A 16573-nucleotide genomic window follows, 5' to 3' on the forward strand; every position below is an offset into this window, starting at 1 on the left:
CAGGTGTGTCAAATTTTCAATTTTCCAGTAAATATTATTGATAGGATTCACATACCCAGAGAAGAAACACTCCCAGGCCACTCGCCATTATTGCGGGGTATGGGTTACATTCAATTCAAAACTGGACGTTTGACGACTATAGCCTCGAACCATGATGTAAGCTTCGCTATCACCATTTGGCACCTGTAAAGTACAATTCTCATCAGAGCCATTTTCGTAGGGCCTGCAATCGTAATAACGCCAGGTGGGTGCAGCCCCAAAACGCACATATAAATCGGCATCATTTGTTCCCGTCATATCCGCAACAAAATTTGTGCCAGGCGTCACACTGAATGCCCCGTAGTGCTCCTCACCACCTCGCGACACGTTGCCCGAGAAGCTTTGGGTCTGCTCTTGGCCTGGATCGGGGTCGGGGTCAGGATCTGGATCGGGGTCAGGGCCAGGATCATTGCCAATGTACCCCTTGGCCAGTTCCGCCACATAGGCTGCCGCCAGTTTGCCAAATTTCACGGCATGATTGGCATCTCCACCACTATTAGCAAGAGTGTCATTTACAGTGTGGATATATGGGTTAGAACCATTAAAAGTCGCCTCAAAAGGGAAGGAAACCGCATACCCCTGATCGTGCCAGGAAGCGTGATCAGAACAAGCATAACCACAGTTAGTAGTGCCGACACTGAGGCCACCCTGATAGGTTTGCACCAGATCTTTAAGGAATGTGTTCTGGGCACCATTGGTGTAATCACCGATAATATAAATATCGCTATTCGAACCATAGTAATTGGTCATATCCAGCTGTAGCACACCAATCACGTTCTTATTCTGGTTCTTGTAATCTGTAGCTATATCATCGGAACCACGCAGCCCAACTTCTTCAGCCGCATACCCCATAAATGCCAGAGTTTTTGCCGGCTTATAGTCCGAAACTACTATTGCATTAATCACATCGGTCAAAGTTGCAATACCCGAAGCATCATCATCGGCACCCGGTGCTCGTGTACCCTCCCCGGTGCCAAACCCTACTGTTGAATCCAGGTGGGCCCCCAAAACCACTATCTCATCGGGATCTGTCTGTCCCTGAATGGTGAGAATAACTGAGGGCTGGGCCCAGCTGTGATTGTAAAGTTGCGCTGAAGCATCACTTCTTGAGCTGGTTAGATCCTGCCACTTATCCCGAATCCATTCGGCAGCATCCACCCCGGTTGTCGTTGTGTAATAGCGGTTGGTAAAGCTCGACAGGGTTTCAATAGTCGAGCGAATATTTGCCTCTGAGATTTTTCCTTGTAATGCACTGACCACATCCGCATTATCAATCGTATAACTGGCAACACTCTCTACCGTACTCACTAGCGGTGAAAGCTGCGCAGCCTGCGCCTCCTCCAGTGATTCATGTACCATAAAGCCACCACAGCGATTGTGGCTATTATGCATAATGGTAGAAATATCGGATAAATTACCCTCATCTACCTTTAATATCGTTATATCATTGTGCTCTCCTTGTGCAACCAGCGGCTGTTTTGACATTAATGCACTATTTTTTTTCAGGGTTTGATAGCCATCACTACCAATGGTTATCCACAACTCCTGCGCCAAGGCTATACCAGGCACTGCCAGGAACCCTATTAGCGATGTACGAATCATTTTTTTCATTATCTTCTCCACATTGATTTAGCCCCCTGCGCAAATCGGCAAAACCCAAGAAAACACAGACGGGCACCGTACACCCATGCAAAAATCTTGCACAAACAGCAATGCCGAAAACCAACAACATTCAAATAACATACAAATTATTGAATTTGGAGACGCAACCTGACTTAAAAGGAAATACTACAGGTCATCCAGATTTATTTTTATTATTCAAATTTTGAAAACGCGGAGGAGCCAAGTAAAACCAACTCGAATAGCTGGCAACTAAAACCGTAACACATACAAACAAATACTGAAATAATTTAGCAGTAATCACCAAAAAATAAATCATAAATTTTAAGAAAGATAAAAGATAAAAAAAATAAGAATATAAAAAACCCACTAATAGCAATTTGAACTAGGCATATCTCATAAAAAATATCATGAAATCTTTGCTGTAAAAAAATATACTCAATAAGCGAAAAGTAAAACTTCTTCGAATATAACGAGATTGGCAAGATAAAATGGGGACTTATTGTGACCTACTACTTTGAGACGAGGCATTCAATAGAGAGAAGTAAATTTAACGACTATTGAAATTGCATAAGCAACTCTTCTGCTACATTCCATTACCTGACAGTGAAGATGCACTCAAAGCATATTGACACTTATTAATTCCAGGACAATCGGCAACACCAATACGGACAATGGACTAACTCCGTAACAACCAACTTGAATAAACCCCTGACGCTACATCTCCGCTTGAAACCTGGAAGAACGATATAGGCGAGCTACCGCTCTACCCCACTCTTCTACTGAGACCACCAAGCCCACCCTTAAAATAATCTGCCAGAGGTTTTCTTCATATCTTCAGCCTACAGTCAGGTTCCAGTCAGTAAGCTCTATTAACAACCAGACAACAGGAAGCAACTGTGCAGTTAAGATATGGAATCCTTCTCGCCTCCCTCTCACTTCTGATTACGGGCTGCGCCACAATGAGTAAAGATGAGTGCCAAATGGCGGATTGGCAAGCAGTAGGCTTTGAGGACGGTGCAGCGGGCAAGGATTTAGGGTATATGGGCCGGCGTCGTGAAGCCTGCGCGAAACATGGTGTACAGCTTAATACCGGTGCCTATCGCAGTGGTCGCGATGAGGGGTTAGGGCTATTTTGCACAGAGCTGCGCGGCTTTGCCGAGGGGCGCTCTGGAGAAAACTACAATGGGGTATGCCCAGCCGACTTGGAAGGCTTGTTCCTGCGCGGTTACGAGGCCGGCCAGGATATATTCGTAGCGCACAACGCAGTAAAAGAGCTCGAAGCAACAATTCACGACCTGGAATTGGAGCGTGAGCACATCCTTGATGACATTACGGAGATGAGCGCTCTTATTGTGCTTGATGAAACCAGTCGGGATGAAAGGGTTATCTTGTTAGCAGATATTGCCCGACTAAAAATACGCCACACTGAGCTGGGGATTGAAATTAATGACCTGCTTTTTGCCTTAGGCCAGCGTCAAGCCGAGTACCAGGATGTTCTTGCAAGCTCACCTTACCACTAATAACTTGGTAATTTTCATTAGTGAAAGGCGTCTTATTTTAGGAAGCCTTTCTCTACTGCACTGTCTAGTTTCCCCTTTATTACTCCCCATAGCTCTTTACTACCCGCACCAATTCGGCTATTTAGGGAAAATACCTGGCTTTTACTTATTTCATATTCCTTCCACGTGTGCCCCTCATTATGGCAGTTTTGCAATAGTGGTGGCACCCTATCAATCGCCCGAGCAAACCGGGACTCTGCTGTTTCACCAGCCTCAAATTCTTGCCACAAATGCAGACACTCTGCCTTTAGGCCATCTGGCAACTTAGCCAATAAGCGTTCGATCCCCTGTTTCTCATTGGCTTTTTGCTTATCAGTCTCAGCAAAATAAATAATCTTATCGTCAGCATCTATTTCGCCCAGGTCATGAATCAGTAACATTTTGATAACTCGATCTATATCAACCTCCTCATTGGCATAGTCTTTTAACGCCAGCGCAGCTAGACAAACATGCCAGCTATGTTCAGCTGAATTTTCACGACGATTGATTCCGACCGGCCGAGTTTGACGCAAAACACTTTTCAATTTTTCCACCTCTATCAAGAAATCAAGAATCTGCTCAATCTCTCCCATAAAATTCCTTTGTTTATATTTCTTATTCAAATGGCTATTTAGCGAAAAAACAGGTATTAAATTCAATTCAAAATAATCAATTCTATAGCCATGCAGTATTAATTTTGCACACAATCAACGATGAAAAAAACTTTGACAAGTGAACTTATTCTTTGATCTTTCCTCGCATCGCCTTTACCTGAGAGCGTCGATTTTTGCTTTGCAGCCTTCTCTCTTTTGCTCCGCGACTGGGCTTGGTAGGAATACGCCGCTTTGGAACTTCAGCAGCCTGCTCAATTAGCTGTTGCAACCGAGAGAGGGCATCCTCTCGGTTTTTTTCCTGGGTACGGAAAGTCTGGGCCTTGATTACTACAATGCCATCAGAGGAGATCCGCCTATCTCTTATTTGCAGAAGCCGCTGTTTAATATTCTCTGGCAGCGAGGATTCATAGATATTAAAGCGCAAATGAATAGCACTGGATACCTTGTTAACATTTTGACCTCCCGCGCCCTGTGAACGCACAGCACTCAATTGAATTTCATCCTGAGGTATCTGGATTCGTCGCCGGGTGCCCAACATTTCACCTTTAAGTTCAATTCAAACACATCAGCAAGTGATAAGTCCTTGCATACCTGTGCATTTTAAGCTAACTCCTGGCGATAGAAAAAATACAAGTACAATACAAGTGTACCTATTTACCTCCTTAGGACTCTTCACGCAAATAAAGTGCAATGTGGAGAACGAGGTGAGTAATTTTAAAGTTAGGATGTATTTACCAAAAAAAAATCATCCAGTACTATTGCGCCACTTTTGTAGAGTGTCTCTCAAGGCCACTTCATCCCTAAAGTGACCAAGCAGCCAGCCTCTTTGCCCGTGACTTATTTTATTGTCTGGGTCAAATCCGCTAGTATTGCCACGCTTCCTTGAGGTACAGGAACAAAAAAAATAAAGACGCACACCGTTGTTTCCTCTGGATTCCTCCCGATGTTTCCTCTGGGTGTGCGATTACCGCGACTAGGAGAAAACCATGCCCAACGTCAAGCGCAGCCTCGCGGCCGCTATTGCACTTGCGACCATGACCAGCGCCTCTGCTTTTGCAGAGGAATCAGCTTTCAGCCAGGTTATTGCCTTTGGTGACAGTCTGACCGACGTAGGCAACTACGACGTATTTACCAATGGTGGTGATGCCAACGATATTGCCATCAACATCCTCTCTCAAAATCTGGGGCTGGGCCCTGTGACTGCTTCCTGCTCTGGAATGCAATCTCCTTTCTGCCTACCAGCTGTTGATCCAACATTGAGCCCTGCGGAACTTGAAGACTCAGTTTCAATGCAAGTTACCAGCGGTGCGCTTAATGCCGGTAGTGTTTGGGCTGTAGGTGGCCACAAAGCTGCTGATGTATTAATGAATGTGATTGGCACCGAGAACTATTTAGCTTTCCTTGAAGCCAATGGATTGCAAGATAGCCCAGCCCGACACAACGTCCTCAGTGCGCTGATGCCTCATGTCGGAGCTGATGGCCGTCCAGCCTACCCAGATTCTGAGCTTTTGGGCCTACTGCTTCTAAAGCAGGAAGAAGCTAAGCAACTGGCAATTAAAGCGAAAACTGCACAATTACAAGGTGATTTGGCCGCTGCAGTTGATCTTGGAAAGCAAGCGGAAGCAGCCAAAAATGAAGCCGGGCAGGCATTACAAGCGATTGTTGCCTCCACCGGTACCTCTGGAAACCCACACCCATTAGGCCGTGGTTACCTGGAAACCACCTCTGGAACAGCTGATGCCAATGCCCTCTACTGGGTCAATGGCGGCGGCAATGATCTGCTTAGTGGTTTTAGTAGTTTCGCTGCCGGTGAGATGAGCATTGAAGAAGCTACCGCTGAAATCGGTATAGCTTCCGCCATGCTGGCAACTGCAGCCGGAGCCCTGTCTGGTGCAGGCGCCAACTATATTCTGGTATCCAATGTACCCGATATCAGTAAGACACCTGCTGTTTATGCAAAGATTACCGCTAATTTAAATACTGCTGTAGAAGCAGGCCTCATGACTCAGGAACAGGCTGATGCAAAGCTGGAATCTTCTTTACAGCAAGCCAGCGCAGCCTCCGAAGCCTTTAACGCCAGCCTGCTAGCACAAGCCAAAGATATTGATGGCGTGCTGATGGTCGATCAGGCCGGCTTGCTCAAGGTGGCACTGGAAAACGCCGGCCAGCTGGGCCTTTCCGCTGAGTTCGACCAAAGCCAGTACTGTTACGACGGTAGCGGTGGTGAATGTATTGAGCACCCGGTTTACGGAATCAGCCAGGATACTGCTGACGCCTCCAAACTGATATTCAACGATACAGTACACCCGACGCAAGTTGGTCAGCAGGTACTCGCCGACTACTACACCGCTATCGTTAACGCGGCCCAGGTTGCCGGTCAGTTGCCTGATATCGGTGCCCAGGCGGCCCGCACTCACACCAACAGCCTGGATGAAAACCTGGCCGGTGTTCGTTATAGCCAAGCCCAAACTGGCGTGTTTGTGGGCAGCGTCTTCGGTGACATTGATTACGATAACGGTTTTGCCGCAGATATGAGCGGAGATAGCAATGCTAACCTGATCGGAATGACCTACGCCCTGCGCGACAATCTCGAACTAGGTTTGGCAGTGAGCCGCTCCGATATTGATGTGGACAACGCCCGCTCCGATATCGAGTCCACTTCCACTAACTACAGCCTGTTCGGCCGCTTCCACCACGATATCTTCTTCGTAGAAGGTAGCGCCACCCTGACGGACGTGGACTTCGACCAGGTGAACCGCGCCCTGGCTCTTGGCAATAGCTTCTCCTCAGAACTGGAAGGAGATACTTCCGGAGAAAACACCACCCTGAGTTTAACTGCAGGTGCCAATCTGTTCAGTTACTCCAGCTTCCAGTTCGGCCCCTTTGTTGGTTTAACTCGTGCAACTATGGAAGTGGATGGCTATACCGAAGACGCGATTGAGGGCTTCACCTATAGCGACTTGAATGGCAACGAGTTTGACCCGCTGGGTATGAACTATGGAGACCAGGAACGTCGTTACACCACCATGCGTTTTGGCGCCTTTGCCAATAAGAGCTGGAATACCGTTAACGCCTACGCCCAGCTCTGGTATGAAGATACTCGTGGTACCGACGAAGACACTCTGGAAGTTGGTGTTAAGTCCATGGCGGGCAATATGAATGCCATGCCCAGCTACTCTAGCGTAGATCAGGGCCTGTTCGACGACGGTATGGGCCTGATCGCCGGTATTCGCTGGCAAGCCGCTGAGTCTATTGCACTGAGCGCGAATGTGACTTCTCGCCCAACGGCAGAGTCGGCTTCCGTCAACGTAACCTACCGCTTCTAGTCCTGCGATAGCCTTTATGTTTATGTGCCTCCCAACTGGGAGGCACACTCTTCTCTCCACGCCCTTCTTCGAAACAGCCAGACTCAACTCTCGCCAACTGCTGACTGCCAAGGCAAAATAAGCGTTCAACTCAATATAACTGTGCGCCCTGAATGTTCCAAATTAAAACGCCCAATCTGGTTTTACTCGAGCTAGGACATGATGATGCAGAGCTGATGCTCAACCTGCTCAACGACTCCGACTTTTTACAGAATATTGGTGATCGAGGTGTGCGTAACCTTGAGCAGGCTCGCCAATATATCGAGAACGGCCCCGTGTCTATGTACCGACAGCATGGTTTTGGCCTTTATAAAGTGGAGCTCAAAGATGGAACTGCAATCGGCATCTGTGGCCTGATCAGGCGTAATGGTCTAGATGATGTGGATATCGGCTTCGCTTTCCTGCCGCAGTACCGGGGCAAAGGCTATGCACTGGAGGCCTCACAGGCCATAATGCTCCACGGCCAAAAAGCCTTAGGCCTGTTGCGTATTGTCGCAATCACTCGACCAGATAATACGCCCTCAATAAAGCTTCTGGAAAAAATCGGACTCAAAACTGAAAAGAGGATCACATTGCCCGGAGAGACAGAGGAACTACTGCTAATGGCCTGGGAGGCTGAGAATAACTGCTCTAAGGCATAGCAACAGATTGTTTCATATAAGAAAGTTATTGACTGTTATTGTCAGGCCCGCTTCCTGGAAGAGTTTCTCTCTTACAGAAAAGAGTGCCCCTCTCTATTACCTTACAATATCTAAGGTTTCTCGTTGACATACCCGAAAGCTGGGCTAGTCTCCTTTTACCAACCAGGAGAAGACAGCCATGATTATCGCGACAGATATGCCTGAAGTCAGCAGGTGTGCCGCCACTCAATGTGCCTACAATGCTGACGATGGCTGCCATGCCAGAGCTATCACTATTGGCCACGGGACAGATCCCGACTGCGATACATTCTTTACCAACTCGAAACATACTAGCAGCTCTCGCACTGCCGGCGTTGGCGCATGCAAAATGGAAGACTGTAAGTTCAATGACGATTTCGAATGCTCCGCTGAAAGTATTGAAGTTGGCCACACTGGCAACACAAACAACTGCCTGAGTTACACTCATTAAATTGATCATCGAAAGTCATTCGTAAAAAAAGCCCGACAATAATAGATTGCCGGGCTTTTTTGCATATATATGTTGGCTTCTAAGTTTATGTCTTAGCCAAATTCAATTCACCGCCTGCAAATCAGCCTTTGTTTTCTGAGTGCTATCACTATCTCGTGTCTCCCACACAATACCTTCCATATCTGCAAACTGCTTAAATAGATACTGGTAGTGGGCATCCAATACTTTACGTTTAATCTTCAAGGTGGGAGTTAAGAACTCATTTAGTGGAGTCCACTCCTCTTTGCAGATAAATATAGTCTTGATGCGTTCGTGATGAGGCAAGCGTTCATTTACTGTCTCCAATATTCTTTGGAGCTGTTCATTGACTTCGGTACGAGGCATTTTTTCTGCAGTTTCAGATAGTGTTGCCAACATTACCGGCTGATCCATTCCATGACCAAGCACACAAAGTTGCGCCAGAAGTGTCTCATTCCCAAAGTGCCCCTCTAGGCGACTGGGCTGAATAAATTTTCCTTTACTGGTTTTAAAAGTCTCAGAAATTCGGCCGGTAATATGTAACAGCCCATCCCCATCAATATAGCCCGAGTCTCCGGTATGGTAATAGCCGTCACGGATAACTTCCGCTGTTTTCTCAGGCTCCAGGTAGTAGCCTTTCATGAGGGAGCCACTCTTGAATAATATTTCTCCCTCATCAGAAATCTTCAACTCACAGCCATGGTATGTTTTGCCTACCGTACCCGGTACTGGCTCCTCCCCCGGCAATACAAAGCAACCATAGATAAAGTTTTCTGTCATGCCATAGCCATCGGCAATCTGCATTCCCATACGCTCATACCAGCGCAACAACTCAATAGAAATAGGCGAGGCTCCTGTTACCAGCATTCTCGCCTGGTCCAGACCAAGACCTGTACGCACCTTATTTTTTAGCCAGCTGCTCAATCCTGGTATGCGCAGTAAAACATTTTGTAATGCTGGTGGAATTTTTTCATCTATACCCTCTTTAAACTTGGTCCATAGTCTGGGGACTGAAAAGAACATCGTGGGTCGAGTACGCTGCAAATCCTCAAGGAACGTATCCAGGGACTCGGGAAAATGCACCGGGGTACCCGAGTAGAGGCAGTGAAATTCTACCAGGATACGCTCTGCAGCATGGGCCAGTGGTAAATAAGAGAGAACACGATCAGCCTCATTAAACCCGTAACCCCGAATCATATTTGGTACAACAAAAATTACTGAAGACCAGGTGTGCATAACCCCCTTCGGATTACCGGTGGTTCCAGAGGTATACATAATGGTAAAGAGATCGTCTTCATCGAATACCGGGCTTTCCTCGTAACGTGCACTGGCGTTTATAACCGCTTCGAGTTCCTGATCACAATGAATCTCACAACGCTGAATCGCTACACTCGGTAGAGAGTCTGCAACTTCCTGCAATGCAGCATTATTATCCGTGGCACCACAGAAAAGTAGTTTTGACTCAGAGTGCTGCAAGACGTAGGACATGGAAGACGCAGACTGCCCAGGGTATAGGGGCACGCTCACCATCCCCGCCAGCATGATACCTACATCCACGATAATCCAGTCTGCACAGTTTTTGGCATGGATCGCGATACGATCCCCAGGCTCAAATTGGCTAAGCAGGTAACCCGCAATCCTTCGGGCTTTGTCCATCACCTCATACCATGTGTATTCTCGCCATTGACGCCGCTGCATCTGGCGGAGAAATACTGTTTCTGGCTCTTCGGCCTCTCTCTTATAGAGGAGCTCCAGAGGCTGGAGGCCTTTCACCTTTTCGTATCGTTCTTCCGGGGTCATCGCTTTCCTCACTCATTATTGTGTTTATTGTGATCTGATGTGTTATTACTGCACCTAAGTACCATATCAGTGCAGTATGTTGCGCCCAGAGTATTTACCCTAGTTACCGTTTAGAACTAAATTACCACTATCGTCAGCCCTGGCTAAGACCAGAACTAAGGTATGGCAGTCGCAACACATAAGAAAGGCAGAATCTTCTTATCCTTATTATTCATCCAAAGTTACTGAAGATATGCGGTTAGTGCAATTCCTTGTGCCACCCTAAAAACAGTTATTTTTTATTAGATAAAATTAGACTGATCAGTCTGTGAGGTAGGTAGGAAAGTTCGCCAAATTGAAGTCTCAATAACTTTGTTGAAATAATCTGTGACTTGTCGACTTAGGCAACTGTACGATTAGCAACGGCAGCACTGAAGTTAAGGAAACCGAGCCACTAGTTAATAAGGCAATCAACATGTTTTTAAACATTAAACTTCAAATTTTAGAGCACCCCTAAATGGTGTAAATATTTGCAGCCTGCCGCCATACAAATGTTAAATTTTTTCCCAGGATAGAAACCTGTACAAATTGATAAACAATTTAAAACAGAGAGACAAACCTATACACAACTTTAAAAGACATTAATATCAAATTTCTTACTATTGTTACCCCAAATAAAACGCCCATTGATATAGCTTATAAAACCTTAGAAAACGAAGAGGCGAAAAAACAGAAGAAAGCATGTGAAGGAGTGAACTACAAACTCTAACAGTTTACAGATGCTGTCCGGAATTTTAAGTAAGAAAAGAAGAGAAACAGCTTTAGAGGTATTCAGTCAAAAGATTTACCAGGGGCAAATGAAAAATTTTCACTTGCCCCTGGTCTGCACTAGCCTACCTTCTCCCCGTGTGCCTGCTTATCCGCATGGTAAGAAGAGCGCACCAACGGGCCACAAGCTGCGTGCTTGAAACCGATTTGTTCTGCATAGCGGCGATATTCTTCAAACTCATCCGGGTGGACATAGCGCTGTACAGGCAAGTGCTCCTTGCTCGGCTGTAAATACTGGCCGATGGTGAGCATATCGATATCGTGCTCACGCATATCATCCATTACCTGGAAGATTTCTTCCTTTTCCTCACCCAGGCCCACCATCAAACCAGACTTGGTTAGTACATCCGGGCGGCGTTTTTTATATTCCTGTAGCAACTTCAGGGACCATTTGTAATTAGCTCCAGGACGGGATTCCCGATATAAACGGGGCACAGTCTCCAGGTTGTGGTTAAATACGTCCGGTGCCTCCTTCTCTAGAATATCCAGCGCAACATCCATGCGGCCACGAAAATCCGGAGTCAGGATTTCCACCTGCAGATCTGGTGACAGCTGGCGAGATTCACGGATGCATTCCGCAAAATGCTCAGCACCGCCATCGCGCAAATCATCACGATCCACCGAGGTGATCACTACATAGCGCAGGCTCATGGCGGCAATGGCTTCAGCCAGATTTTTGGGTTCTTCCGGATCGAGGGGATTGGGTTTACCGTGGCCCACATCGCAGAATGGGCAGCGGCGCGTACAAATCTCCCCCATGATCATAAAGGTCGCTGTACCACCACTGAAGCACTCCCCAAGATTTGGGCAGCTTGCCTCTTCACACACTGTGGAGAGCTTTTGCGAGCGCAATATGTTCTTGATACGGTCCACCTCTTTGGAGGCTGGGACTTTTACACGAATCCAATCCGGCTTACGCAAAACGGTATCACTGGCAATTACCTTGACTGGGATACGCTCGACCTTATCACCGTCGCGTAATTTTTCCCCCTGCTGGAGGCGGCGGGTGCGCTTTACCGGCACCAGATCGGGTTTTTCAGCCATTACTTAATTCCTGCTGTTCCGCGCTCAGTTGCGCCAAAGTGTGTTCGTCTAGTGGCTGCCACTCTGCTGAAGGCAGCTCGAGCGTGCGCAACAATTCGCACACAAAAATTTCTGCCACTTGCTTCCAAGTAGGTGTCTCTTGCAGTAACTCGGCCATTTGCACCATTTCCATACCTGCGTATCCACAAGGATTAATCCGGTGGAAGGGGGCCAAGTCCATATCGATGTTGATGGCAATACCGTGGAAGCTGCAACCACGGCGTACTCGCAGCCCAATGGAAGCAATCTTGCTACCACTGCGGGGGCCGCCCTCAGTCAAATACACTCCGGGAGCATCAGCGCGGGGGGCGGCAGCAATGCCAAAGGCCTTAAGCATCGCGACAGTGGCGCTCTCCAGTGCCGTCACAAGGTCACGTACGCCAATTTTGGCCCGACGCAAATCCAGAAGTGGATAAACTACCAATTGCCCAGGGCCGTGATAGGTAACCTGCCCACCACGATCCACCTGAACTACCGGGATATCCCCAGTATTCAGCAGGTGTTCGGCTTTGCCGGCCTGTCCTTGGGTGAATACAGGCTCGTGCTCCACACACCATATCTCATCAGAGCTATTTTCATCGCGGAGGTCAGTGTAGCGAGACATCGCGCGCCAGACGGTCTCGTAATCTCGCTTGGCGAGGTTGCGCACAACGGTCATCAAAGCACCATATGCACCGCTGGGTGCTCTTTCAACTCTTCAAACAGAGCTTTGAGCTGATCTTCACCGGTAGCGAGGATAAAGAATGTCATTGAGGTGAATTTACCGGTGCTACTGTCGCGCAGGGTAATTCGATCTTCATCCAGCCCGGGGGCATGGCGACGCATCACTTCCAGTACAAACTCGTGCGCTTGGTCATTGGCATCCCGCACCACTTTGACCATATAGTCTTCGCAGGGAAACTCAATTTTCGGGGGTTGCTGATTGGGGTCTTGGCTCATACCACTCTCCGAGGTCCGGCTGTCAGGTATTAAGAAGAAGCTTAGGCACAGCCGGGCGACGATTATACAGCGAGCAGTGTGCAGTGGACAGGGAGTGGCAGGGGGAAGTAGGCAGAGAGTTCGGGGAGCTGGCCAGGGGTGGCTAACAGCCACCCCTATCTCATAAGCTTGGTGAAGTTAGTTAAAGAAGCTGATCACGAAGCGCTTGATGGAATCCCACATCCGCTTAAAGAAACCGGCGCGCTCCACATCCTCCGCCGCTACGGCTTTCACATCGGCAACTGTCTGGCCATCCAGAGTCACAACAACTTTGCCCACTGGTTGGCCTTTCTTAATCGGAGCCTCCAGCTCACCATCAACAATCAGATCAGCTTTAATACCCTCTTCACCACCGCGGGGGATAGTGACAAAGATATCCTTCTCCACTGCGATACCAACGTTGGGCTCCTTGCCACCCCACACTCGCTCGGTTTGCAGGACTTCACCCTGGCCGTACACCTTGTGGGTCTGGTAATAACGAAAACCGTAAGCTAGCAGCTTCTGAGTCTCCGAAGCCCGCTTCTCGTCACTGTCAGTACCCACCACGATTGCAATCAAGCGCATACCACGCTTCATCGCAGAGGCCACCAGGCAGTAACCGGCCTCTTCAGTGTGACCGGTCTTGATGCCATCTACCGCAGAGTCACGCCACAACAGGCGATTGCGATTGGGCTGGTTGATACCGGAATAGCTGAAATACTTTTCAGAGTAGATATCGTAGTGCTCAGGGTGATTGGCGATCAGCGCGCGGGCCAGGATGCCCAGATCACGGGCAGTAGTCATATGCCCTTCAGCGGGCCAGCCAGTGGCATTAACAAAATTGGTATTTTCCATACCCAGAAGTTCTGCCTGCTGGTTCATTACCTCAGCAAACACTTCTTCACTACCAGAGACATGCTCCGCCAGGGCAATACTGGCGTCGTTTCCGGATTGAATAATAACTCCGCGCATCAGGTCCATAACTGGAACCTGGTCGCCAACCTTGACGAACATCTTCGAGCCGCCCTTCCGCCAGGCCTTCTCGGAGATACGCACTTTGTCATCTTCTTTGATACTGCCTTTGAGCATCTCTTCCGAGACAATGTAGGCCGTCATCATTTTGGTAAGACTAGCGGGGGGCACCTCTTTATCCGCTTCGTGCTCTACCAACACCTGGCCGGTATTGGCATCCACAAGTAGGTATGAGGTGGCCGCCAGCTGGGGCGGAGCCGGAATGAGTGATTGCGCCTGGGCCAGGCCCGCACAAAGCAACAGGAAAGAGCAGGCGATAATCCGTGTGATCATAGGTGAGAGTCTCGTTAATCCTCGTGTTCGTAGGCTGGCTGTTAACCCAATATTCATTTTAAAAGATTAATACACGACCATGGTCTGTCACCAAATGCCGTCAGCCAGGAATGTTGACAAAATACAAGAAAATTCGCGCCATTGCGCAGTATTTTGTAAACGGCTATTCAACTGACCGTCACCTATAGTAGCGGTCGCTGACTGCCAGAGCCTAGTGCAGGGCTCGTTGAAACATCAGACTTGGCTATTTATTCATATACCACCTGGGGATCACCCAACTGGTTCTTCTGCACGGTTTCCCGAGCGGTAGCCAGAGCCCTCTGCTGAGAAATTGGCCCAATACGCACCCGATAAAATGTCTTGCCACTACGCGTTACAGGACTGACAGAAACAGGATAGTCAATTGAAGCCGTCAGCTGTGCACGGATCTTCTCCGCCTGGCTGGCATTACGGTATGCACCAACCTGAAGAAAGGTATTTTCCGGTAACTGAATCGTCGTATCCTGCGGCAGGCTACGTGTAACGTCACCGGCCAGTATAGTTTCAGTCACAGGAGGCAGAGAGGCCGGGTCCAGCGCTTCTACCTCAACCCGTGCAATCCCCTTATCCACATACCCCAACTTCTGAGCGGCAGTATAACTTAGGTCGATAATACGCCCATGCACAAAGGGGCCACGATCATTTACGCGCACAATAATACTGCGGCCATTATCCAGGTTGGTTACCTTGGCATAACTGGGTAGTGGCAAAGTTTTGTGCGCCGCGGACATGGCGTACATGTTGTAGATTTCCCCATTGGCAGTACGGCGGCCATGGAACTTGGTGCCATACCAGGAGGCTTGGCCCCTCTCCTTATAACCTTTGACCGCACTGCGCACATGGTAAGTAACGCCCCTTACTTTGTAGGGAGATTTGTTTCCGGCTGGGCCAATGGGCTCGCGTACAGGAGTTGGCTCAGGTGTAGCCAGCATATCCACCGGGGCTGCTGGACCACTATCCTCAACGCTGTCGAAATCTGAATCGGCTTGCTTACCCGGCTGGGTTTGCGGCCCCCCACAGGCCATCAAGAATAAAGCGGCGAGGAGGGCCCCACGCCGCAAACTGCACTGAAACATAATCCCCCCGGCGCGCGGCAACCACTAGTTGCCGTCTCCAAGCCGCTATTATCTGAAACTACTTAATAAAATAGAAAGTTTTTGATTACAGGTGGCGCCATTGGTTCCACGATACTGGCAGTTTTTGCCGGTATGCGGCTATTAAGCTCTGCCTAGGATTTCCCTCCACGCGCTTTGACGATTTCCTGAGCCAACTCATTTACCGCCATAGCGTAGAGGCGGCTGCGGTTATAAGTGGTAATGGTGGAAAAATTATTGAGCCCCAACCAGTACTGCTTGCCCTGCTCTGTCTGCAGGGAGAAGACAATTGCCGGCATTTCCGGAGCAACCTGACTCGTCGCGTTGAAGCCTTTTTCTGCCAGCTCTCCCACAGTCCACTCTGGCAACAGGGTGTCATTGACGATTGTCATATCCGCATTGGGGCGCGGGCTCGCCAGCACGGTAACCGGCTCACCGGGTTTCCAGCCATGTTTGGCTAGATAGTTAGCCACACTACCAATAGCGTCAGTAGTGTTATTCCAGATATCCACCTTGCCGTCATTGCTGAAGTCCACGGCATAGGCACGGTAGCTCGAAGGCATAAATTGCCCGTACCCCATTGCACCAGCATAGGAGCCCCTAAGTGCAAGGGGGTCCATTTCCTGATCCCGGGTCAGAAGCAGGTAATTTTCCAGCTCTTTGGTAAAAAACTGTGAGCGGCGTGGGTAATTGAAAGCCAGTGTAGAAAGCGCATCCAGCACCCGGTAGCCTCCCATATTGCCACCGTAGCGGGTTTCGATACCGATGATGGCAACGATCATTTCAGCCGGCACACCGTATTTGTTCTCGGCTTCAGCCAGGGCTTCCTTGTTCTTATCCCAGAAATCAACACCACCGGCGATGCTCTGTGGGGTCAGAAATAGCTTGCGGTATTCATACCAGGGCTTGGCTTTTTCAGCCGGGCGCCTGATTGCCTTGAGTATCGAGTCTTTGCGCTTGGCCTCACGCATTAATTCCTGCAGCTCTTTGCGGTCAAATTGGTGCTCTTCCACCATGTACTCTACGAATTTCTGTGCATCCGCATTGTCACCATGACCGGGCTCCTGTGCGCAGGCGGCCAGGGCCAGCCCCATCCCAACCAATAGTCCCGAGGTCCACTTCAAAACGACCGCTCCTGTCTTCATCTCGCGTCTCTACACATCCAGTTATTAATGGTCAGC

14 protein-coding genes are annotated in these 16573 nt (G+C 48.7%); 4 read left to right on the top strand and 10 right to left on the bottom strand.

From position 1 onward, the window contains the following. Nucleotides 1–87: 87 nt before the first annotated feature. On the bottom strand, nt 88–1650 hold the full coding sequence (locus tag ACJJJB_RS14815) for a M28 family peptidase (protein WP_444901044.1): 1563 nt from the start codon (nt 1648–1650) through the stop codon (nt 88–90). A 908-nt stretch (nt 1651–2558) separates the two neighbouring features. Here ACJJJB_RS14815 and ACJJJB_RS14820 point away from each other — a divergent pair. After that, nucleotides 2559–3182: a DUF2799 domain-containing protein gene (locus tag ACJJJB_RS14820; protein WP_020412473.1), complete on the top strand. Its 624-nt coding sequence runs from the start codon at nt 2559–2561 to the stop codon at nt 3180–3182. A 32-nt stretch (nt 3183–3214) separates the two neighbouring features. Here the strand turns inward: ACJJJB_RS14820 and ACJJJB_RS14825 are convergent, their stop codons facing one another. Further along, nucleotides 3215–3823: an HD domain-containing protein gene (locus ACJJJB_RS14825; protein WP_444946218.1), complete on the bottom strand. Its 609-nt coding sequence runs from the start codon at nt 3821–3823 to the stop codon at nt 3215–3217. A 115-nt stretch (nt 3824–3938) separates the two neighbouring features. Beyond that, a complete protein-coding gene (arfB, locus tag ACJJJB_RS14830) occupies nt 3939–4352 on the bottom strand; it encodes an alternative ribosome rescue aminoacyl-tRNA hydrolase ArfB (RefSeq protein WP_020412471.1) in 414 nt (137 codons plus the stop codon). Between the two features lie 448 nt (nt 4353–4800). Here arfB and ACJJJB_RS14835 point away from each other — a divergent pair, with 448 nt between their 5' ends. From ACJJJB_RS14835 to ACJJJB_RS14845, 3 genes are all read left to right on the top strand, one after another. Next, nucleotides 4801–7140, top strand: coding sequence for an autotransporter outer membrane beta-barrel domain-containing protein (locus ACJJJB_RS14835; RefSeq protein WP_445365089.1), 2340 nt, complete (start codon nt 4801–4803; stop codon nt 7138–7140). 152 nt (nt 7141–7292) lie between these two features. Beyond that, nucleotides 7293–7820 carry a GNAT family N-acetyltransferase gene (locus ACJJJB_RS14840; protein ID WP_445365090.1) on the top strand — a complete coding sequence of 176 codons (528 nt, stop codon included), beginning with the start codon at nt 7293–7295 and terminating at the stop codon, nt 7818–7820. Nucleotides 7821–7998: 178 nt separating this feature from the next. Further along, nucleotides 7999–8289, top strand: coding sequence for a DUF1540 domain-containing protein (locus tag ACJJJB_RS14845; protein ID WP_020412468.1), 291 nt, complete (start codon nt 7999–8001; stop codon nt 8287–8289). A 102-nt stretch (nt 8290–8391) separates the two neighbouring features. On the opposite strand, the gene ACJJJB_RS14850 is transcribed toward ACJJJB_RS14845, so the two are convergent. The 7 genes from ACJJJB_RS14850 to mltB all read right to left on the bottom strand — a co-directional run bounded on the left by ACJJJB_RS14850 (nt 8392) and on the right by mltB (nt 16537). Beyond that, on the bottom strand, nt 8392–10107 hold the full coding sequence (locus ACJJJB_RS14850) for an AMP-binding protein (protein WP_445365091.1): 1716 nt from the start codon (nt 10105–10107) through the stop codon (nt 8392–8394). An 867-nt stretch (nt 10108–10974) separates the two neighbouring features. Continuing rightward, nucleotides 10975–11958: a lipoyl synthase gene (lipA, locus tag ACJJJB_RS14855; protein ID WP_020412466.1), complete on the bottom strand. Its 984-nt coding sequence runs from the start codon at nt 11956–11958 to the stop codon at nt 10975–10977. Next, nucleotides 11951–12655, bottom strand: coding sequence for a lipoyl(octanoyl) transferase LipB (lipB, locus tag ACJJJB_RS14860; protein ID WP_353375976.1), 705 nt, complete (start codon nt 12653–12655; stop codon nt 11951–11953). Before lipB ends, lipA begins: the two co-directional genes overlap by 8 nt. Next, nucleotides 12655–12936 (bottom strand): HP0495 family protein, encoded by a 282-nt coding sequence (locus ACJJJB_RS14865; RefSeq protein ID WP_282952549.1) that lies wholly within the window; start codon nt 12934–12936, stop codon nt 12655–12657. The genes lipB and ACJJJB_RS14865 overlap by 1 nt, the downstream gene beginning before the upstream one ends. 177 nt (nt 12937–13113) lie before the next feature. Next, the gene (locus ACJJJB_RS14870; RefSeq protein WP_020412463.1) at nt 13114–14259 is read right to left on the bottom strand and encodes a D-alanyl-D-alanine carboxypeptidase family protein; all 1146 of its coding nucleotides are present in this window, start codon (nt 14257–14259) and stop codon (nt 13114–13116) included. Between the two features lie 248 nt (nt 14260–14507). After that, nucleotides 14508–15374 carry a septal ring lytic transglycosylase RlpA family protein gene (locus ACJJJB_RS14875; RefSeq protein WP_020412462.1) on the bottom strand — a complete coding sequence of 289 codons (867 nt, stop codon included), beginning with the start codon at nt 15372–15374 and terminating at the stop codon, nt 14508–14510. 152 nt (nt 15375–15526) lie between these two features. Beyond that, a complete protein-coding gene (gene mltB, locus ACJJJB_RS14880) occupies nt 15527–16537 on the bottom strand; it encodes a lytic murein transglycosylase B (RefSeq protein WP_020412461.1) in 1011 nt (336 codons plus the stop codon). Between the last annotated feature and the right edge of the window lie 36 nt (nt 16538–16573).

This window comes from Microbulbifer variabilis (genome assembly GCF_052468405.1).